The organism is Mesorhizobium sp. ES1-6 (assembly GCF_020164775.1).
Taxonomy (GTDB): domain Bacteria; phylum Pseudomonadota; class Alphaproteobacteria; order Rhizobiales; family Rhizobiaceae; genus Mesorhizobium.
This window is the reverse complement of sequence record NZ_JAIUGU010000019.1, coordinates 23,112-43,745: the sequence shown is the minus strand read 5'-3', so window position 1 is coordinate 43,745 and position 20,634 is coordinate 23,112. Positions and strand designations below refer to the sequence as shown.

The window sequence follows — 20,634 nt, the reverse complement described above, 5'->3', positions numbered from 1 at the left end:
TGAATGATGCAGCAATCTGACGAGCCCGCGACCCTTGCCGAAATGGCTGCCTTCGCCGCCATCGCCGAGGCGCGGTCCTTCACCAGGGCGGCGGCCCGTGTCGGGCGTGACGCGACCATCCTGTCGCGGCGCCTGCAATCGCTGGAGGCGCGGCTGGGGGTAAGGTTGCTCTCGCGCACGACGCGCAGCGTGTCGCTGACCGAAGCGGGGGCCGAGTTCCTGGTGCGCGTGCGCGCCATTCTCGCTTCCGTCGACGAGGCCGAGGCCGTCGCGTCCGCGCATGCGGGCGGGCGCCCGCGCGGCGTGCTCAGGCTGGCGCTGCCCGGCACGTTCGGGCGCATGTGGATCGGGCCGCTACTGCCTCAATTCCTTGCCGAATTTCCCGATGTCCGCATCGAGGCCGAATTCTCCAACCGCTTCACCGACCTGGTCGCCGAGAATTTCGACGTCGCCGTGCGGCTGGGCAGCCTGGAGGATTCGCGCCTGGTGGCGCGCAAGGTGGCGACGCGGCGCCGGCTGCTCTGCGCGGCTCCCTCCTATCTCGCCCGCAGGGGCAGCCCGGAAACACCGCAAGCGCTGCTCGACCATTCTTGCCTGGGCTTCTCGGGCTTCCAGACCTTTCCGGCTTGGGAGATGACCGACCGCGAGGGCCGGCGCGCGCGCGTCGAGGTTTCGGGGCCGCTGGTCAGCGACGATGCCGAGGTGCTGGTCCAGGCCGCCGTGCAAGGCGCCGGCCTGATGATGAGCACCGACTGGCTGGTCGGCCGCGAGCTCGCCGACGGACGGCTGGTGCCCGTGCTGGAGGAATGGACGCTGGCGGACGAAGGCGCGGTCTATGTCGTCGCGCCCTCGGCCAAGGGAAAGGCCGCCAAGACCCGCGCCTTCGCCGACTGGATCGGCAAGCGCTTCGCGCCGGAGCCGCCGTGGAGGGGGTGAGTATGCTGGAGCGTCTATCCCAGGCGTGACGCCCGGTCGCCGCCCCTACTCCGGCGACGGCACCGGCGGCTTCGATGTTAGCGCGGTGCCGGCAGCGGCGACAATGACCGCCGCGATGCCGGCCAGTTGCGGCATGGTCAGGCTTTCGCGCAGGAACAGGAACCCGGCGAGCGCGCCGAGGCCCGGCTCCAGGCAGGTCAGCGTGCCGTAGACGCGGGCCGGCATGCGGGTGAGCGCCACCATCTCCAGGAAGAATGGCAGCGCGCTGGAGAACAGGCCGACGAGCAGCGCGCTGACCAGGATCGAGGGTGCTACCAGGCCGCTGCCCGCCTCGGCAATGCCGAAGGGCAGCACCAGCACGGCGGCGATGGCCATGCCATAGGCGGTGGTGCGGGTGCCGAGTTCCGCGCCCGCCTTCTGCGCCAGCACGATATAGAGCGCCCAGAAACCGCCGGCCGCCAGCGCCAGCATCACCCCGATCGGATCGAGCGGCTTTAGCGAGTGGATGAAGGGCGACAACAGCACGATGCCGGCGACGGCAAGCGAGATCCAGGCAAAGTCGCTGGCGCGCCGCGACGTCAGCGTCGCCACCAGCAGCGGCCCGGAAAACTCCAGCGCCACCGCGACGCCGAGCGGGATCCTGGCAAGGGCGGCGTAGAACAGAAGGTTGAGCGCACAGAGCGTCACGCCGTAGGCGACCAGCCACGGCAAGGTCGCGCGCGAGGGGCGCATCTGCCAGGGCCGCAGCACGGCGATCAGCATCAGCGCGCCGATGACCAGCCTCAGCGTCGTTGTGCCTTGCGCGCCGATCACCGGGAACAGCGTCTTGGCGAAGGTGGCGCCGATCTGGATCGACACCATGGCGCCCATCAGCGCCGCGACCGGCAAGGGTGCTGCTTCGCGGCTGGCAACCGGCATCGATGTCACGTTGGTCCATCCTCCATGCCGGCAGGCGGAAACCTGCCGGCAGCAACGCAATAGGGTGAACCGGCCTGGCTGTCGTGATGCAGTGCGGATGCCTCGATGAGGGCACGGCCAATGGCATGACCGGCGAGCATCGCCGTCGAACGTCACATCAAGTCGCTGCGCCCGTCCGGCAGTCTCGTGATCGCCATTAGGACGAGCAGCGCTGCGGCGCCCAGAAGCGTCATCGCGCCGAGCGACCAGGCAATGCCGACATGCACGATGGCGACCGACAAGGCAAAAGGCGCGACGGCCGACACGATCAGCCGGGCCGACATCACCCGCCCCTGCAGCCGGCCGTAGCCCTCGCTGCCGAACAGCGTCAGCGGCAGCGAGCCGGTGACGATGCTGAAAAGCCCGTTGCCCATGCCGAAGATGACGGCGAACGCCATCGCACCGGCGATGGAGGGCGCGGTACTATCCAGCACGACCACACCGGCCGTCATCAGGCTGGCCGAGATGATGGCAAGCATCAAGGGCGACAGCTTGCCGCCGAAGATCATATTGACGAAACGGCTCAACACCTGTGACGGCCCGAACAGCGTTCCGACGATGGCGGCGGTCGCGCCGAGGCCAAGTCCGGAAAGCAGCGGCACCATATGCACCAGCACGGCGGCGGCGATCAGGTTCTGCAGCGAGAAGGCAATGACCATCAGCGCCAGGCCGAGCGGCCGCGACGAGGCGGGAAGCGATCCCTTGATATGCCGTGGCGGCGCGCTTGCCGCCCGCCTGCCCTTGGCAAGCCCATGCGAGAGCCAGGCGTGCAGCGGCAGGCAGACAAGCAGGTTCAGCCCCGCGAAGACAAGATAGACGCTTTGCCACGACATGTGCGCGTGCAAGGCCGAGGTGATCGGCCAGAACACGGTCGAGGCGAAGCCGGCAATGAGGGTGAGGTAGGTAATGCCGCGTTGCGCGGCATGCGGCCTGATCTGCACCAGCAGCGCGAAGGCGGCGCCGTACTGCACCAGGTTCGATGCCACTTCGAGGACGATCAGCGCCGCCACGAAAGCCACGGCCGTGGGAGCGCTCGCGCAGGCGGCGAGTGCCGCCGCTGCCAGCACCGAGCCGGCGGTCATGACTTTCCCGGCGCCGAAGCGGTCTATCCAGCGTCCCAGCCAGGGCGCCGTCAGGCCGCCAACCAGCAAGGCGGCCGAAAGCGCGCCGAAAATCCATTCGGTCGGCCACCCCAAATCCCTCGCCATATCGGCGGCAAGTATGCTGAAGCTGTAATAGAGCGTGCCATAGCCGATGATCTGGGTGATCCCCAGGGCGGCAATCGCGGCTATCGGCGCGCGTTCCGAGGCATCGAGGTCGGACAGGCCCCGATCACTTGCTGCCACGGTCACCGGTGACCACCTCGCCGTCTTCCTTGGTGAAATGGTTCACCGGATGGTCAAGCAGGTCGAGCACAAGCTCGGACGGCCGGCACAGGCGCGTCCCTTTGGACGTCTCGACGATCGGCCGGTTGATCAGGATCGGATGCCTCAGCATGGCATCGAGCAGCTGCTCGTCGCTGTATTTGGGATCGGCAAGGCCAAGCTCGGCATAGGGCGTGCCCTTTTCGCGCAGCAAGGCGCGGACCGGAATTCCCATGGCGGCGATCAACTGGCGCAGGCGGTTCCGGCTGGGCGGATGTTTCAGATACTCGATGACGACAGGCTCCTCGCCACTCGCCCTGATCATGGCAAGCGTGTTGCGCGAGGTGCCGCAGTCGGGATTGTGGTAGATCGTTACGGTCATGGCGCGGCCTCGACGGCAAGAGATTGGATTTCGGATTGCGGCTGCAGCAGCCACGTCATCAACACCAGCGCGAAGCCGGCGCCTGCGAACTCGGCGGCGATGAAGCCGGGAAGACTTGCCGGGCTGATTCCGGAATACGTGTCCGTGAGCGCCCTCGCCACCGCGACCGCGGGATTGGCGAAGGAAGTCGAGGCGGTGAACCAATAGGCAGCGGTGATATAGAGGCCAACCAGCCAGGGCACGGCCACGCGTTCGAAGCGCAGGCCGGCGAGAATGACGGCAAGCAAGCCGAAGGTCGCGACGCCTTCCGAAAGCCATTGCCCGGCGCCGGTGCGGCCATGCGTCGACAGCGCCAGCGGCGCCAGGCCGAACATCAGATGCGCGATCGCCGTGCCGGCAATGCCGCCGGTAAGCTGGGCCAGCATATACAAGGCGCAGTCGCCGGCCGACAGCCGGCGCGAAAACGTCAGGGCGAGCGACACGGCCGGATTGAAATGGGCACCGGATATCGGGCCGAGGATCGTGATCAGCACGACGAGGCTCGCACCGGTTGGCAGCGTGTTGCAGAGAAGTGCCAGCGCGCCGTCGCTCGTCAGCGACTGTGCCATGATCCCCGAACCGACGACCGTGGCCACCAGCAGCGTCGTGCCGAGGCTTTCCGCGACCAGACGGCGCGGCAGGTCGAACTGCCGCTCGACTGTCATCGCGCCGTCTCCCGCGCATCGGCCGCACAGCAGCTTGGCGTCAGCGCCGGCGCGCAGATTTCCGGCCGTCCGGAGCAGCAATCCTCCATCAGGAAGCGGATCAGCCCGCTCAGCGCTTCATACTCGGCGCTGTAGACCATCGAGCGGGAATCGCGGCGCACGCTTACCAGACCTGCCCGTTCGAGTTCCTTCAGGTGGAAGCTTACATTCGAGGCCGAGACCTCGACCTTCTCGGCGATGGCGCCCGCGGCAATACCATCCGGACCCGCGATCACCAGATGCCGCAGGATGCGCAGCCGCGTTTCCTGCGAAAGGGCCGCGAAGGCCGACAGGGCTTGACGTTCATCCATATTTCAACAATCCTAGAAATGTTGAAACAAGGATTACCGCACATGCTCGCCTCTGACAATCGGGAATTTGAACCCGCCACTGGTGACCCCGAGGACATCACCATCGCTGGTCTCCTGGGCTTTCTGGCCGGCCACGAGGACAGGCAGCTGGTGTTTTTCCATGATGGCCGGCCAGTGAAGCCAGGTTACCACGTCACCGAGGTGAAGGCCGGCACGTTCGCCGCGCTGGACTGCGGCGCCAACCCGGAAGCCTGGGCCGAGATCTTCATCCAGCTCTGGGACGGCGACGAGAGCGACCGCACGCATATGCCGGCCAGGAAATTCTCGGCGATCATCCGCAAGGTGACCGAGCATGTCGATCTCGACCCTTCCGCCCGGCTGACCTTCGAGGTCAGCGACGGTGTGCGTCCGATCGCGCTTTATCGGGCTGCCCTTCCCCAGCTCGCCGACGGCGCCGTGCATGTCGACCTTTCGCCCCGGCCGGCAAGCTGCAAGCCGCGCGACCGTTGGCTGGAGGAGGGTCGAAAACCCAAGGCCTGCTGCGAGCCTCCCGTCGGCTCGCAACCGTGTTGCGGATAAATCGCTCGCCTCCAGGCAAGGAAGGCTTCGTCCCTCAGTTCAGGACTGGCATCGGGCGACAGTCCCGGTGCGATGCACCATCCAACTCGCTGTTTCACCCAGTTACCAAGGGAAAACGCTAGGCACACTTCAGGAACGGCCTTAGGCCGCGGCGGCGGAGCGCTTGAACACGATCGTGACCCGGGTGCCCGCATCGGCGCTGGAAGCCACGTCGAACTCGGCCTTGGCGTTCTCCGTCAGCGACTGGGCGATGAGGGCGCCGAGCTTGCCTTGCTTGGGCCAGCTCTCGCCTTCCGGCAAGCCGATCCCATCATCGGCGACGACGACGCGGCAGCCATCACCGTTCACGACGCTATGCAGCGTGATCGTCCCGCTGTCACGCCCGCGAAATGCATGTTTGAGCGCGTTGGTCAGCAGTTCGTTGACCACCAGGCCAGTGGGCATGGCAACGTTGATGGAGACCGGATAGGTGTCCACCTTCATGTCGAGGCGAATGCCCTCGACAGCATGCGAGGCCATTACGGCCGAAGCGATCTGGCTGAGATAAACGCCGAGATCGACCTCTTCCTTGTGCTCCTCGCCCGAAAGCGTCTGATAGAGGATCGCCAGGGCATCGACGCGGCCGGCCAGTCTTTCGAATCGCTTCTGGTCCGGCTCGGTCGCATTGCGCGTTTCGAGCCGGATCAAGGCGGTGATCATTTGCAGATTGTTCTTCACCCGGTGCTGCAATTCGCGCAGCAAAGTGTCCTTCTCGCGGACCCGCTCCTCGATCGAACGTGCATCTTCGGTCTCGCCATGCGCCGAGACGTCGACCAGTGCCACCAGACGGAAGCAGGCCTTGCCATTGTCATCCTCGATGACGTTGGAATAGACGTCCACGATGGTAGGTTTGTCCTCGACCCGCTCCAGCCGGAACGTACCGATGAAATCGGTGTCGTCTACCACCGCGTCGGACAGCGCGCGATCTTTGTTCTGGTGCAGGCCGACGCCGGAAAGTGCCGCCCAGTCCATCTGGGCGAGCCTGGCCGCCTTCAAGCCGGACAGTTTCTCGAACTCCGGATTGGCATAGACGACACGTTCCTGCCCGCCGAGATCCGAAACCGCGATTGCAATCGGCACCTGGTCGAGGAATTTCTTAAACTGTTCGCTTTCCAGCGCGCTGGCTAGATCCGGCGTTTCGAGCAACTGCTCGACCGTCTCCGCCTTGTCTGAATTCGACGTCATATTGTGCATCCAGGACATTTCTGGATGGCACTAATATCAGCGAAGTGACGGGCGAGCTATCGCCAAAGCGGCAGTTCCAACGGCATCATGAATAGGCAGGCACCAGCCTGGTCTCGCGCAACGGCAGCGCCATGGTGAAATGCAGGCCGTCGCGAAGATAGTTCAGCCTGATGCTGGCATCGCATTGCACGGCCACCACCTTTTCCAGGAGCGTCGTGCCAAAACCGCGCCGCGTTGGCGGCTCGACCCTGGGGCCGTCCAGTTCCTTCCAGTCGAGATTGACGATCCGCGCGTCGCCGGCCCTGCCGACCGACCAGCGCACGTCCAGCCGGCCGAGCGGGCGCGAGAGCGCGCCGAACTTGGAAGAGTTGGAGGCAAGTTCATGGAACGCCATGCCGACCGGGATCGCGATATCGGCAATCAGCGCGACATCGGGGCCTTCGATCACGATGCGAGGCGTGTCGCGCGTCTCGTAATGACGAAGCTCCCGCTCCAGCAGCTTGTGCAAAGAGGCCGTTTGCCAATAATCATCGGTTAGCATCGAGTGCGTGTCGGCCAGGGAGACGATCCGGGCCGAGAAGTCCTTCATGAAATCCTCGATGCTGCCGCTCGACCTGGCGGTTGCTCCCATCATCGCCCGCACATTGGCCAGTGTGTTCTTGACGCGATGATGCAACTCGCGGATGAGAAGCTTCTGCCGGTCGGCGACCTCCTGCTTCTGTTCGATATAGGATTTGACCTCAAGCTGGCGAGCGCGTGCGCGCAGCGCCGAGCGCACGGAATTGGTAAGGCTCGACGCCAGGAAGGGCCTCTCCAGCACGATGAGATAGCGATCGAGAAAGGCCAGTCGCTTGTCGAAATCGGTCCCGCGCATCACCAGGAGCACGATCGGAAAATCCGACCATGCCGGCTGCCTTTCGAGCCACGCCGCAAGACGGCCTCGATCCACGTTGATAAGGGCTTCCTCCGCAACCACCAGGCACTGAGCCTGCTCCAGCAGCGGCAAGGTGTCCTCGAGGGAAGAGCAGATGTGCGCGTCTATCTTGCTCGCCGCCAGAATAGAGACGGCGATCCGGGCGTCGCGTCCGACCGGAGTCAGCACGAGCACGGAGGTTTCCGCTGCCGTCACGACGGCTTGTCCTTGAGAAGGTCGGACTGCTTGCCCTCGAAAAACGGCACGCCGGTCAGGATGCCGCGAAACTCCTCCAGCGGCACGCCCACGGCAACCCCGGTGCCGCTGATCTTGAACTCGCGGATCGTATCCTCGTGCGGACCGACGCGCTTCTTGACCACCGAGATGGCACGGCGCAGGCGCCCGCCACTTTCGAAGAAGCGCAGCAGCATTATGGCATCGCATAGATACGTCATGTCGACGGGAGCGGCCATCTGGCCGATGAGCCCGTGATTGGCCAGAAGCAGGATGGTGACCACGCCCCTCTGGTTGAGGTAAGTCAGGATCTCGTGCATCTGCAGCAGCAGGTGCTGCTCCTCCGACAGCGCATTGAGATAGCCGGTAAGGCTGTCGATGACGACGATTCTCGCGTCCGATTGCTCCACCCCCGACTGGATGCGCGTCGACAGCTCACCAGGTGAAAGCTCGGCCGGATCGACCTGCTCGAGCAACAGGGAGCCGTCATTGACGTAACTGGCGAAATTCATGCCGAGGCTAGCCGCCCTGGCGAGGAAGATGCGCTTGGTTTCGTCGAACAGCAGCACCAGTACCCGCTCGCCGCGCGCAAGCGCTGCATGGGCGTAGGTGCAGGCAATGCTCGACTTGCCGATGCCGGAAGGCCCCATCAGCAACGTGCTGGTACCGCGATCGAGGCCGCCACCGATCAGTGCGTCGAGGGAGCTCGTGCTCACTGCCGGCGTGCCGTGCTCGCCCAGCTCATGCTCGGAGGCGACAAGCCGGGGAAACACCACGACGCCGCCCGGACGGATGGCGAAATCGTGGAAGCCACCACGGATCTGCACACCGCGCATCTTGATGACGCGCAGGCGCCGCCTTTCGCCGCCATAGGCCGGCGACAGCTGCTCCATTCGAATAACGCCGTGGCTGATCGAATGCAGGTTGAGATCGTCATGCTCGGCGGTAAGGTCGTCGAGCAGCAGCACGGTGGCGTTGTTGAGCAGAAAAAAGCTTTTCAGCGCCAGCACCTGCCGGCGGTAGCGCAAGGACCCTTGCGACAGCAGCCGGATCTCCGACAACGAATCGAACACCACCCGGTCGGGCTTTATGCGCTCTATCTCGGCAAGCGCCGACTGCACGGTTTCGCCAAGCTCCAGATCTGACGAATGCACCAGCGTCTGCAACTGGGAGGGATCGAGACTGAGCTCGGGCGGCACCAGTTCGAGGATCTCGATGCCATTCAGATCCCAGCCATGGCGACCCGCGACCGACAGCAGTTCGCGCCTGCTCTCCGACAGTGTGATGTAAAGGCATGTCTCGCCCTTGCGGGCGCCCTCGATCAGGAACTGCAGGCCGACGGTCGTCTTGCCGGATCCGGGCCTGCCCTCGACGAGATGCGAGCGGAATTTGGCGTAGCCCCCTCGCAGCACATAGTCGAGGCCTTCGACGCCGGAAGCGACTGGTGAGGCATCGTCTTCTCTGTCCACATTATCCCCTCGTGTTTCGTGAACACCGTAACGGACGTGGGTTGCGATGGTTCCCCAGCCGGGAGCGCTCCTAAACACAAACCGGTCAGCCCTGGCCCGCCGCCTTAGCCAGCCGCGGACCGGTCTTGACGTCGACGATCTCGGGCTTGGCGGTATCGACCGCGCCGTCCCAGCCGCCGCCGAGCGCCTTGTTGAGGGCGATGTAGTTGGTCGCCAGCAGGACGCGGCTCTGCAGCAGCGAATCCTCGGCAGAGTAGAGCGAGCGCTGGGCGTCGAGCACGTCGAGCAGGCTGGTCTCGCCGGCCTTGTAGAGCGTGCCTTCCAGCCGCGCCGCATCGCCATAGGATTTCGCCGACGAGGCTAGCTTGCCGATCCGGATACGCTCCTGCGCCAGCGAGACGAGCGCGTTCTCGACATCCTCGAGCGCGGTCAGCACCGAAGACCGGTAGGCGATGAAATACTGGTCGCGCTGCGCCTGGGCCACCTCGACGGCCGCCTTGAGCTGCCCGGCATTGAACAGCGGCACGCTGAGGGTCGGCCCGAAGGACCAGCCGATGGAGGAATTCTTGCCGAGATCGCCGAGCTTATAGCTCGTGGTGCTGATGTCCCCGGTCAGGCTGACCGAGGGATAGCGCGCGGCTTCCGCCTGGCCGACCTTGGCGGTGTATTGCGCGTATTGCCGCTCGGCCATGAGCACATCCGGGCGCGACAGCAGGATGTCGGCGGGGATGCCGGTCGGGATCGGCAGCCGTGGCGCCGGGATCGGGGCGCTTCGCTTCAGCCGCTCGCTGAGCGCGGCCGGCGGCCGGCCGGTGAGCACCGAAAGCCGGTGCACGGCCTCGGCATAGCTTGCTTCCAGTGTCGGCACGGAGGCCTCGGTACTGCTGGCCTGCCCCATCGCCTTGGCGACATCGGCGGCGGTCGCGGTACCCGCCTGCGCCATGGTGCGCGTGAGTTCGGCGGTCTGCCGTTGCGATGCGGCCGAGCGCCGGGCGAGTGCGATGCGCGCCTGGTAGCCGCGCGCCTGGGCATAATAGGACGCCACGTCGCCGACCAGCGTCAGCAGCGTCGAGCGCAGTTCCTCCCGCGAGGCGTCCACGCCGTAGCGCGCCGCCTCGACGCCCCTGCGGTTGGCGCCGAACAGGTCAAGTTCCCAACTGGCGTCGAAGCCGGACTGGTACTGGCTGTAGATGGAATCGGTCCCCGATGTGGTCGCGGCCGACTTGTTGCGGGTGACCGACCCGGAGCCATCCGCCGAAGGCAGCAACGTGCCGGCGGACTGCCGGTAGCTGGCGCGCGCCTCGCGAATCTTGGCCCTGGCGGTCGCGACATCGAGATTGCCGGCGACCGCCTCCTCGACAAGCGTGTCGAGCTGCGGGTCGCGCAGGCGTCGCCACCATTGCGACAGCCGCGCCGGCTGGACGGATTTCGGCGGCTTCTGGCCGCTCCAGTTCGCCGGCATCGGCAGGATGGGCGTCCGATAGTCGGGACCGACGACGCATCCGGCGAGCATGGCCGCGCTGAGGATGGGCGCAAGGAGCCGCTTCGCGGCCACCGAGCCACGTTCAAGACCTGTCATGTGAAGAACCCTTATTGCTGGTTGGCCGTCACCGGCGTTTCGCCCGTATCCTGCCCAGGATCTGGTTTGGTCGCCCTGCCCTTGAAGATGCGCCGTACCGTGACGAACAGCAGCGGCACCATGAACACGCCGATCACGGTCGCCGCGATCATGCCGCCCATCACGCCGATGCCGACGGAGTTCTGCGCGCCCGAGCCCGCGCCGCTGGCGATCGCGAGCGGCGTGACGCCGAGGATGAAGGCCAGCGATGTCATCAGGATCGGCCGCAATCGTTGTCGCGCCGCTTCCAGCGTCGCCTCGACCAGCCCCATCCCGGCCGCCTGCCGCTCGATGGCGAACTCGACGATCAGGATGGCGTTCTTGGCGGCAAGGCCGATCGTGGTCAGCAGGCCGACCTTGAAATAGACGTCGTTGGTCTGGCCGAACAGCGTTGCCGCCGCCAGCGCGCCGAAGATGCCGATCGGCACCGACAGCATGACCGCGAACGGGATCGACCAGCTCTCGTAAAGCGCGGCCAGGCACAGGAACACGACCAGCGCCGAGATCGCGTAGAGCGACAGCGCCTGGTTGCCCGAAAGCCGCTCCTGATGCGACAGCCCCGTCCATTCATGCGAATATCCGGGAGGCAGTTGCGCGACGAGTTTGTCGATCTCGTCCATCGCCGCGCCCGAGCTCACGCCCGCCGCCGCCGCGCCCTGGATCTCGACCGCGGCCGAACCATTGTAGCGTTCGAGCCGGGGCGAGCCGAATGTCCAGTGGCTGGAGGCGAAGGCCGAGAACGGCACCATGGCGCCGCTGGCGTTGCGGACCTGCCATTTGTCGAGATCCTCCGGCTGCATGCGGAAATTCGCGTCCGACTGCATGTAGACCGGCTTCACCCGCCCGCGATCGATGAAGTCGTTGACATAGTCGCTGCCCCAGGCGCTGGACAGCGTGTTGTTGATGTCGGCAAGGCTGACGCCCAGCGCACTGGCCTTCTCCTGGTCGATGTCGACCGAGAATTGCGGCTGATCCTCCTGGCCATTGGGACGCGTGTTGGCGAGCACCTTGCTCCCCGCGGCAAGAGCCAGAAGCTGGTTGCGCGTCTGGATCAGCGCGTCATGGCCGGCGCCATTGACGTCCTGCAGGTAGAAATCGAAGCCGTTGGTGTTCCCGAAGCCCTGGATCGCGGGCGGCGCCAGCGCGAAGACCTGCGCGTCCCTGATCCCTCGGAAGGCGCCCATGGCGCGGCCGGCGATCGCCTGCGCGGCCATCGCGGGCGACTTGCGCTGGGCGAAATCCTTCAGCCGCACGAAGCCGATGCCGACATTCTGGCCGGCGCCGCCGAAGCCGAAGCCCGAGGCGGTGAAGACCCCATCGACGGCGTCTTTTTCGTCCTTGAGATAATGGTCGGTGACTTGCTTCAGCACGCGTTCGGTGCGGTCCTGCGTGGCGCCGACCGGCAATTGCACGCTGGTGATCAGGATGCCCTGGTCCTCTTCCGGCAGGAACGAACTCGGCAGCCGGGCAAACATCCAGCCCATGGCGATGACGATGGCCAGGAACACGGCGAGGAAGCGCCAGGACCGGTTGATGATGCCGTGCGAGCCGTTGCGATAGGCCGTGGTGCCGCGATCGAACATGCGGTTGAACCAGCCGAACGGGCCTGTCTGCGTGGCATGGTCCTTCGGCCGGCGCAGGATCGTGGCGCAAAGGGCCGGCGTCAGCACCAGCGCCACCAGCACGGACAGCACCATGGCCGAGACGATGGTGACCGAGAACTGCCGGTAGATGATACCGGTCGAGCCGCCGAAGAAGGCCATCGGCACGAACACCGCCGACAGCACGGTGGCGATGCCGACCAGCGCGCCGGTGATCTCGTTCATCGATTTTCGCGTCGCCTCCTTCGGCGACAAATCTTCCTCCTGCATGACGCGCTCGACATTTTCGACGACCACGATGGCGTCGTCGACGAGCAGGCCAATGGCCAGCACCATGGCGAACATGGTCAGCGTGTTGACCGAATAGCCGAACAGCGCCAGCACGCCGAACGTGCCAAGCAGCACCACCGGCACCGCGATGGTCGGGATGATCGTCGCCCGCAAATTCTGCAGGAAGATGAACATCACCAGGAACACCAGCACGATCGCCTCGGCCAGCGTCTTGACCACCTCCTCGATCGACAGCCGCACGAAGGGCGAAGTGTCGTAGGGGTAGACGACCTCGACCCCTTGCGGGAAGGTCGAGCTCAGCCGGTTGATCGTCGAGCGCACCGCCTCAGCGGTGCTGATGGCGTTGGCGCCGGTCGCCAGGCTGACGGCGACGCCCGCCGCCGGCTTGCCGTTATAGTTGGCCTGCGTCGTATAGCTCTCGGCACCGAGTTCGACGGTGGCGACGTCGTTGAGGCGGACCAGCGAGCCGTCCGTCTGGCTCTTGAGGATGATGTTGCGGAACTGTTCGGCGGTCTGCAGCCGGCTCTTGGCGGTCACCGTGGCGTTGAGCTGCTGGCCCTTGCGCGCCGGCAGGCCGCCGAGCTGGCCGGCCGAAACCTGCGTGTTCTGCGCCTCGATCGCGCTCGCCACGTCATTCGGCATCAGCGCGTATTTGGCGAGCTTGTCGGGGTCGAGCCAGATGCGCATGGCGTAGCCCGAGCCGAAAAGCTGCGTCGAACCGACGCCTTCGACGCGCTTCAGCGTGTCGTTGACGGTGGCGTCGACATAGTCGGCGAGGTCGGTCGAGTTCATCTTGCCGTCGCTGGAGACGAAGCCGATGACCATCAGGAAGCCGGTCGAGGATTTTGAAACGGTGATGCCGTTGCTCTGCACCACCTGCGGCAATTGCGACTGCACCAGCTGCAGCTTGTTCTGCGTCTGCACCTGGGCGGTGTCGGGGTCGGCCGAACTGGTGAAGGTCAGCGTGATCGAGGCCGAGCCGGTCGAGGTCGACGTCGCCGTCATGTAGTCGAGATTGTCGATGCCCGTCATGCCTTGCTCGATGACCTTGGTCACCGAATTCTCGACCGTCTGCGCGTCGGCGCCGGGATAGGTGGCGGAAATGTTGACCGTGGTCGGCGCGATCTGCGGATATTGCGAGATCGGCAGCGTGGTGAGCGCGAGCAGGCCGCCCAGCATGATCACGATTGCGATCACCCAGGCGAAGATCGGCCGGTTGATGAAAAATGCTGACATCGTCTCAGTTCCCGGTCGAGGCGGCGGGTTGCTGGCCGGTGGCGGCCATCTTGGATGGGGCCGGCAAGGCCGAGGTCTGACCACGGTCCTTGATCTCGCCGGTCGCCTCGTCGATCGTCACTTCGACGCCGGTCGCATCGCCGCCGGGGCGCACGAGTTGCAGCCCCTCGACGATGACGCGGTCGCCATCGCCGACGCCGCTATCGACCAGCCAGTTGTTGCCGACGGTGTTGCGCACGGCGAGCACGCGGGTCTCGACCTTGCCCTGCGCGTTGATGACCATGGCCGTCGCCTCGCCCTTGGTGTTGCGGGTGACGCCGCGCTGCGGCACGAGAAAACTGTTCTGCGCGACGCCCTCCTCGACCAGCGCCCGCACATACATGCCGGGCAGAAGCAGGCGGTCGGGATTGGGGAACTCGGCTCTGAGGGCGAATGTGCCGGTGGTCTGGTCGACATTGGCGCCAGCGAATTCAAGCTTGCCGGTCTGCGTGTAGATGGTGCCGTTCTCGAGCTTGAGCTTGACCGAGACATTGGGGCCGCTGAACTTCAGCCGCCCTTCCGAGATGGCCTGGCGCAGGTTGAGCAGATTGGTGCTCGACTGCGTGACGTCGACATTGATCGGATCGAGCGAACGGATCGTGGTCAGCACCGTCTCCTGGTTGGCGGTCACCAGCGCGCCCGGCGTCAGCGTCGACTTGTCGATGCGGCCGGCGATCGGCGCGGTGATAGAGGTGCGGTCGAGGCTGATGCGTGCGGTTTCCGCGCTGGCTTTGGCGGAAGCCACATCGGCCTGCGCTTGCGCAAGCGTGGCGGCGGCATCGTCATAATCCTGTTTGGAAACAACGTTCTGCTTCAAGAGGCCGGCATATCTGTCGAACTTGGCTTGCGCGGTGGGCACCGCCGCCGCCGCCTTCTGCTGCGCGGCGACCGCGCTGTCATAGGCAGCCTTGTAGCTCGCCGGATCGATGAGGTAGAGCGGCTGTCCCGCCGCCACCTCGCTGCCTTCCTTGAACAGGCGCTGCTGGATGATGCCGTTCACTTGCGGACGCACCTCGGCGATCAGCGACGCCGCCGTGCGCCCCGACAGTTCGGCCGTGATCGCGACCGATTGCGGATGCAGCGTGACGACGCCGACTTCCGGCTTGCTGACGCCGCCCATGCCGGCGGGAGCTTTGCTCCCCTCCTGCGAACAGGCAGCCAGAAGAACCGCGGCAGTGAGCACTGTTGCCCAGGGCGCGAGCCGGCGGCGGGAAGACGGGCTAGACTGGATAGGCATGGCCTGGATGATCTTTCGCTGGGGTTGCTGTCGCCGCCTGGCGGTCGGCATCGGATCGCTCCACGAGCAGCCGGCCAAGATGGCGGCCAAGGAAGCGCTGCATGTCGTCCATGAAAGTGTAGACGACGGGCACGTAGACGAGGCTGAGCACGGTCGAGGAGATGAGCCCGCCGATCACGGCGATCGCCATCGGCGCGCGGGTCTCGGCATCGGCGCCGATGCCGAGCGCGATCGGCAGCATGCCGACGCCCATGGCTATCGATGTCATGACGATGGGCCGTGCCCGCTTGCGGGCAGCGTCGAGCAGTGCCTCGAAGCGGCTCATGCCACGCTCCTTCTGCGCGACCAGGGCGTACTCGACAAGCAAGATCGAGTTCTTGGCCGCGATGCCCATCAGCATCAATATCCCGATCAGCGGCGATATGCCAAGCGCCTTGCCGGCGATCAGCATGAAGCCGAGCGCGCCGCCGATCGAGAGCGGCAGCGCCACCAGGATGGTCACCGGCTGCACGAAGCCGCGGAACAAGAGCACCAGCGTCAGGTACATCAGCAATATGCCGGCGGCGATCGCGGTGGCGAAGCCCGAGAACAGCTCCTGCATGCGGGCCGCGTCGCCGCGCGACCGCTCCTGCACGCCGGCGGGCAGGTCCCGCATGACCGGCAAGGCGCGGATCGCCGATGTCGCCTGCCCGAGTGTCAGGCCGGAGAGATCGGCCTCTATCGTCGCGCTGCGGCTGCGTCCGACCCGGGTGATGCTGTTGGGTCCGGCATTGAAGCCGATATCGGCGACGGCGCCGAGCGGCACCGTGCCCTTGCCGCCGACCAGCGGCAGGACGGCCAGCTTGGCCGGATCGTCGATCGCACCGTCGGGCAAGGTCACGACAACAGACACCTGGCGGTCGCCGAGATTGAACTTGGCAAGGCTGGTGTCGGTGTCGCCGATGGTGGCGATCTTCACCGTCGAGGCGATTTCGGTCGGCGTCACGCCGAGCGCGGCCGCCCTGGCGCTGTCGGGCCGCACGATGAGTTCCGGCTTGGTCGTCGCCGCCGTCGAGGTCGGGTTGATGAGGCCGGGGACCGATTTCATTTGCTCGATCAGCGCATCGCTGGCCTTCTCCAGCGCCCTGCCATCGTCGCCGACCAGAGTGATCGCCACCTTGGCGCCGGCAAACCCGTCGGCCCCGAACTGGATGCGCGCGCCGGGTATGTCGTTGAGCTTTGGCGATGCTTGCGCCTCGAACTGCTGCTGGCTGATCGAGCGTTCGCCGCGCGGCTTCAAATTGACGGTGACGTTGGCGCTGCGCACTTCGGCCGAAGTCGAACCGCGGTTCGGGCCGCCTCCGGACGAGGCCGCCGTGCCGATGGTGGCGAATATGCTGTCGACGGCCGGCTCGCCCTTCAGGCGCTTCGTGATGTCCAGCACGACGGCGCTGGTCTGTTCGATCGTCGATCCCGGCTGCAGCTCGACCGAGATCATCGAGCGGCCGCGATCGGTTGCCGCCATGAATTCGGTCGGCAGCTTCGTCGCCAGGAACATAGAGAAGGCGAAGAAGGCTATGCCGGCGGCAAGCGTGATCCAGCGGTAGTCGAGCGCCTTGCGCAGCAGCTTGAGATAGGTCGGCACCCAGGCCGGCATGTCGTCCTCGCTGTGGCCGCCGGCGCGCACCAGATAGGCGCCCATCAGGGGCGTGAGCATGCGCGCCACCAGCAGCGAGAACAGCACCGACACGCAGACCGCGACGGCGAAGGAGAAGAAGAATTTTCCGGGGATGCCGGGCATGAAGGCGACCGGCAGGAACACCGCCACGATCGTCGCCGTGGTCGCCACCACGGCAAGCCCGATCTCGTCGGCCGCCTCGATCGCCGCACGGTAGGCGCTGGCGCCGGTCTGGCGCATGTGGCGCACGATGTTCTCGATCTCGACGATGGCGTCGTCGACCAGGATGCCGACCACCAGCGACAGGGCCAGCAAGGTGATGTTGTTGAGCGAGATGTTGAACGCCGCCATGACCGCGAAGGTCGGGATCAGCGACAAGGGCATGGCGACGGCGGACACCAGCGTCGCCCTGATGTCGCGCAGGAACAGCCAGACGACGCCGACCGCCAGCAATGCGCCGAGCCACAGCGCCTCGAGCGCGGCGTCGTAGCTCTCCTGCACGAAACCGGACGAGGACGTGACTTCGGTGAATTTCGCCGCGCTGGTCCTGGCGCCCACCCGGGCGATGGCGGCGCGCGCGGCCTTGACCACGTCGATCTCGCTCGATCCGACGGAGCGGTAGACGTTGAAGGCGACCACCTGCCGGCCGTCGAGATAGGCCGCCTGGCGCGGTTTTTCCCAACTGTCGACGACCCGGCCGAGATCGGAGAGCTTGACGTCGCCGGCGCCCGACAGCGCGATGCGCGTGTCGGCCAGCGCCTCGACGGTTCCGGCACTGGCCAGCGTACGGACCGACTGCTCCTGGCCGCCGACGCTGGTGCGGCCGCCCGGCTGGTTGACGTTGTTGGAGGCGAGCGTCTGGCTGACATCGCCGGCGCTGATGCCGAGCGCGGCGAGACGGTCGGGATCGAGTTCGACGCGGATGACCCGGTCAACGCCGCCCGAACGGGTGATCTTGGAAACGCCGTCGACGCCGAGCAGCGCCTTGGCGACATCATTGTCGATGTACCAGCTCAGCGCGTCGGGCGACATTGCGGGCGCCTCGACGACATAGGTCAGCACCGAATTGCCCGTCGCATTGACCTTGGCCACGACAGGCGACTCGGCCGCCGCCGGCAGGCTGGACTGCACTTCCGAAACGGCGTTGCGCACGTCGTTGGCGGCCGTCTCGGGGTCGGTGCCAAGCGTGAACTCGACCGTGGTGACGGAAGAGCCTTCGCTGATCGAGGTCGAGACGTCGTCGACGCCTTCGAGCGTCGCCACGGTGTTCTCGATCACGCGCGCGACCTGCACCTCCATCTCGCTGGGCGCCGCACCCGGCTGCGAGACGGTGACGGTGACCGTCGGCAGGTCGATGTCGGGCATGTTGTTGGTGCGCAATTGCATGAACCCGTAGAGACCGGCGATGGTCAGCGACAGGAACATGACGATGGTCGGCACCGGGTTGCGGATCGACCAGGAGGAAATGGCGTTCATCGCGCCGCCTCCGGCGCATGGCCGGCGACATCGGCGCCGGCTTGCGCATCGGCGACACGCACCAGATTGCCGTCCGAGAGGAAACCGGCGCCGGCGACGACGACATGATCGCCTTCCGAAAGCCCGCTTTCTATGGCGACGCGGCCGTTCTGGTGGGCGCCCGCGGCCACCATGCGCGCGGCTGCCTTGCCGGCGGCATCGACCACGAAGACCACCGGCTTGCCGTCCTGCCAGACAAGGGCGGCCTCGGCGACGCTGAGCCGCCACGAAGCCGGACCCGCGATCGAGACGCGGGCGAACATGCCGGGCCTCAGCCCCGAACCTTCGCCGAGCGCGACATGGACGGTGGCCAGCCGCGTCGTCGAATTGACGGTTTGGGCAATCGAGGAGACGCTGCCGGCAAAGCGGCGGCCGACCGCGTCGACGACATCGGCCGCCTGCCCGACCGACACCGCCGGCAGATCCTTTTCGGGAACCAGCACGCCGACCTCCAGCCTGCCGGCGCGGATGATCTTCATCAGTTCGGTGCCGGCCTGGACGATCGAGCCGGCGACGGCCGGCTTGCTGGAGACGACGCCGTCGAAGGGCGCGCGGACGGTGGTCCGGTCGAGTTCGGCCTGCAACTTGTCGGCGGCGGCCTGCGCCTGCTCGACCCCGGCCTGGCCGGTCTTGACGGCGGTCGTCTTTTCCTCCGCCGTCTCGGCGCTGATGGCGTTGCTGGCGAGCAGCTTGTCGGCGCGGGCGGCGGCCGAAATCGCGGAGTCGAGCGTCGCCTGGGCCTGGACGACGTCGGCCTTCTGCTCGGCCAGTTCGGCCTTCAGCAACGCGGCGTCGAGCCGGGCGACGACATCGCCCGCTTTCACGTGATCGCCTTCGGCGACCAGGACGTCGATCAGGCGCAGGCCGCTCTCTTCAGCGCCGATCGTCGCCTCCTGCCAGGCGGCAACGGTGCCGGTGGCGCTGATCGACGAAGCGATCGCCTCGGAGCGCACCGCCTCGACCGCAACCGTCAGGCTCGCGCGCGGCGCCGCCACCGCCGACGCGGCAGGTTCGGCGTTGCCGCGGCCATAGGCCCTGAGCGCCGCCATGGTGGCGAGCGCGAGCAGCAGGGCCGTCAGGGCGAGATATGTCCTACGCGATCTTGCGGTCATGATTTTCGTGGCCATCGGGCCGTTGCGAAAGCGGGAGCGACAGGCGCCAGGCGGCGAAGTCCAGCCGGATCGCGCCCTTCAGCGTATCGGCCGGCAGCGCCGTAACGCCGGCGCGCCTGGGCAGCGCGGCGCGACCGGCGCGCCTGGGCTGGCCGAGCGAAAATCTCGGGCTGGCCGATGCGATGAGCCGCAGCAGCATCAGGGCATCCCACATTGTCGTGCCTTCACAGCATAGGGTGAATCCGGGATGGCGCGATCCGCCATCCCGGGCAAGGAGACCGGCCGGCCCGGGAACGGGTTGGATACCGGGCCGGCCGGCGCAGCGGGTCAGAGTTGCGCGCCGTTCCCGGGCTGGGGCGGCGGCATCAGGCCATCATTGGGCGGGCCTGCTGGACCGGCTGCATCATTCGGCGGACCGCCCCAGGGACCGGGGGGTGGTCCGTGCGGTCGATCCGCCGAAGCGAGGATTTCGAGTTGTTCGGGCGAGAGCTTGGCGCGCAGCTCGGCGATCGCGTCCTTCAGCTTGGCCGCAGAGCCCGCGCGCGCCGTGACATCGTCGGCCAGCCTTTCCTGGAAGGCGAAGGGATCGGCGTTGCTGGCCGGACCCGCATCAGGACCTTTCGCTTCCGGACTGCCGGTCCCGCCGGGGCCTCGATCGTGCCGTGGCGGCGAAAGCACCGCCTGCAGCGCGCTGGTATAGTCGCGCCAGGCGTCGAGCTGTTCGCTGCGGATGCCGACGCGGGTTTCGAGCGCGGCGAGCCGGGCGGCCAGCATGAATTCCGGTGGCGGCCCCATGCGGCGTGGGCCAAAACCTTGCGGCCCAAAGCCTTCCGGGCCGGGCCGCATCGGCCCATGCGGGCCGAAACCCTGCGGGCCCCATCCTTGCGGCGGATACCGCATCGGGCCGTGATCCGGTCCATCCTGCATGGACATGACCGGCGGCTCGCCGGGCGCGGCGTCCGGACCGGGCTGCGCCGCCAGCGCGGGGTGGACGGCGGCGGCGGAAAACAGGCCGAGCGCAAGAAGTCTGCTTCGCATGACGGTATCCCTTTCATCCATGTTTTGGATGCCGGGAGGATAGGAAGCGTGTTTGTCTGCTTCGCGTCGGCGTGTTGCCGAAGGTTTCCGCAAAAGGGCAATTTGTTTCCCAATGTTTCCCGATCCGGGTGAGAAACATTGCGTTGCAATTTTCCGTGCCGCTTGCGCGCGCGCTGCC

The 20,634-nt window shown here is 66.3% G+C and carries 17 protein-coding genes; 2 read left to right on the top strand and 15 right to left on the bottom strand.

Going from position 1 to position 20,634, the window contains the following annotated elements:
• The first annotated feature begins 6 nt into the window (after positions 1–6).
• A complete protein-coding gene (locus LB564_RS30215) occupies positions 7–936 on the top strand; it encodes a LysR family transcriptional regulator (protein WP_224542766.1) in 930 nt (309 codons plus the stop codon).
• Between the two features lie 45 nt (positions 937–981).
• Here LB564_RS30215 and LB564_RS30210 read toward each other — a convergent pair whose 3' ends face one another.
• The 5 genes from LB564_RS30210 to LB564_RS30190 form a co-directional block, all read right to left on the bottom strand.
• Entirely contained in the window at positions 982–1,863 is an 882-nt protein-coding gene (locus LB564_RS30210) for an EamA family transporter (protein WP_224542725.1), read from the bottom strand.
• A gap of 143 nt (positions 1,864–2,006) precedes the next feature.
• Positions 2,007–3,245: an arsenite efflux MFS transporter ArsK gene (gene arsK / locus LB564_RS30205; RefSeq protein ID WP_224542724.1), complete on the bottom strand. Its 1,239-nt coding sequence runs from the start codon at positions 3,243–3,245 to the stop codon at positions 2,007–2,009.
• Positions 3,226–3,639 carry an arsenate reductase (glutaredoxin) gene (gene arsC, locus LB564_RS30200; RefSeq protein WP_224542723.1) on the bottom strand — a complete coding sequence of 138 codons (414 nt, stop codon included), beginning with the start codon at positions 3,637–3,639 and terminating at the stop codon, positions 3,226–3,228. The genes arsK and arsC overlap by 20 nt, the downstream gene beginning before the upstream one ends.
• A complete protein-coding gene (locus LB564_RS30195; protein WP_224542722.1) occupies positions 3,636–4,343 on the bottom strand; it encodes an aquaporin in 708 nt (235 codons plus the stop codon). Before LB564_RS30195 ends, arsC begins: the two co-directional genes overlap by 4 nt.
• A complete protein-coding gene (locus LB564_RS30190) occupies positions 4,340–4,693 on the bottom strand; it encodes an ArsR/SmtB family transcription factor (RefSeq protein WP_140708696.1) in 354 nt (117 codons plus the stop codon). The genes LB564_RS30195 and LB564_RS30190 overlap by 4 nt, the downstream gene beginning before the upstream one ends.
• 42 nt (positions 4,694–4,735) lie before the next feature.
• Between LB564_RS30190 and LB564_RS30185 the strand changes: the two genes are divergently transcribed.
• Positions 4,736–5,272: a DUF6428 family protein gene (locus tag LB564_RS30185; protein ID WP_224542721.1), complete on the top strand. Its 537-nt coding sequence runs from the start codon at positions 4,736–4,738 to the stop codon at positions 5,270–5,272.
• Between the two features lie 141 nt (positions 5,273–5,413).
• Here LB564_RS30185 and LB564_RS30180 read toward each other — a convergent pair whose 3' ends face one another.
• The 10 genes from LB564_RS30180 to LB564_RS30135 form a co-directional block, all read right to left on the bottom strand.
• On the bottom strand, positions 5,414–6,496 hold the full coding sequence (locus tag LB564_RS30180) for a sensor histidine kinase (RefSeq protein ID WP_224542720.1): 1,083 nt from the start codon (positions 6,494–6,496) through the stop codon (positions 5,414–5,416).
• Between the two features lie 85 nt (positions 6,497–6,581).
• Positions 6,582–7,625: a sensor histidine kinase gene (locus tag LB564_RS30175; RefSeq protein WP_224542719.1), complete on the bottom strand. Its 1,044-nt coding sequence runs from the start codon at positions 7,623–7,625 to the stop codon at positions 6,582–6,584.
• Positions 7,622–9,112, bottom strand: coding sequence for an ATPase domain-containing protein (locus LB564_RS30170; protein ID WP_224542718.1), 1,491 nt, complete (start codon positions 9,110–9,112; stop codon positions 7,622–7,624). Before LB564_RS30170 ends, LB564_RS30175 begins: the two co-directional genes overlap by 4 nt.
• Before the next feature lie 85 nt (positions 9,113–9,197).
• Positions 9,198–10,691: an efflux transporter outer membrane subunit gene (locus LB564_RS30165; RefSeq protein ID WP_224542717.1), complete on the bottom strand. Its 1,494-nt coding sequence runs from the start codon at positions 10,689–10,691 to the stop codon at positions 9,198–9,200.
• Between the two features lie 11 nt (positions 10,692–10,702).
• On the bottom strand, positions 10,703–13,858 hold the full coding sequence (locus LB564_RS30160) for an efflux RND transporter permease subunit (RefSeq protein ID WP_224542716.1): 3,156 nt from the start codon (positions 13,856–13,858) through the stop codon (positions 10,703–10,705).
• Between the two features lie 4 nt (positions 13,859–13,862).
• A complete protein-coding gene (locus tag LB564_RS30155; RefSeq protein WP_224542715.1) occupies positions 13,863–15,134 on the bottom strand; it encodes an efflux RND transporter periplasmic adaptor subunit in 1,272 nt (423 codons plus the stop codon).
• Positions 15,118–18,267: an efflux RND transporter permease subunit gene (locus LB564_RS30150; RefSeq protein ID WP_224542714.1), complete on the bottom strand. Its 3,150-nt coding sequence runs from the start codon at positions 18,265–18,267 to the stop codon at positions 15,118–15,120. The genes LB564_RS30155 and LB564_RS30150 overlap by 17 nt, the downstream gene beginning before the upstream one ends.
• Positions 18,264–19,418: an efflux RND transporter periplasmic adaptor subunit gene (locus tag LB564_RS30145; protein WP_224542713.1), complete on the bottom strand. Its 1,155-nt coding sequence runs from the start codon at positions 19,416–19,418 to the stop codon at positions 18,264–18,266. The genes LB564_RS30150 and LB564_RS30145 overlap by 4 nt, the downstream gene beginning before the upstream one ends.
• Positions 19,399–19,617: a hypothetical protein gene (locus LB564_RS30140; RefSeq protein WP_224542712.1), complete on the bottom strand. Its 219-nt coding sequence runs from the start codon at positions 19,615–19,617 to the stop codon at positions 19,399–19,401. The genes LB564_RS30145 and LB564_RS30140 overlap by 20 nt, the downstream gene beginning before the upstream one ends.
• Before the next feature lie 128 nt (positions 19,618–19,745).
• Positions 19,746–20,456, bottom strand: a complete 711-nt coding sequence (locus LB564_RS30135) for a hypothetical protein (RefSeq protein WP_224542711.1) — start codon at positions 20,454–20,456, stop codon at positions 19,746–19,748.
• Positions 20,457–20,634: the final 178 nt, after the last annotated feature.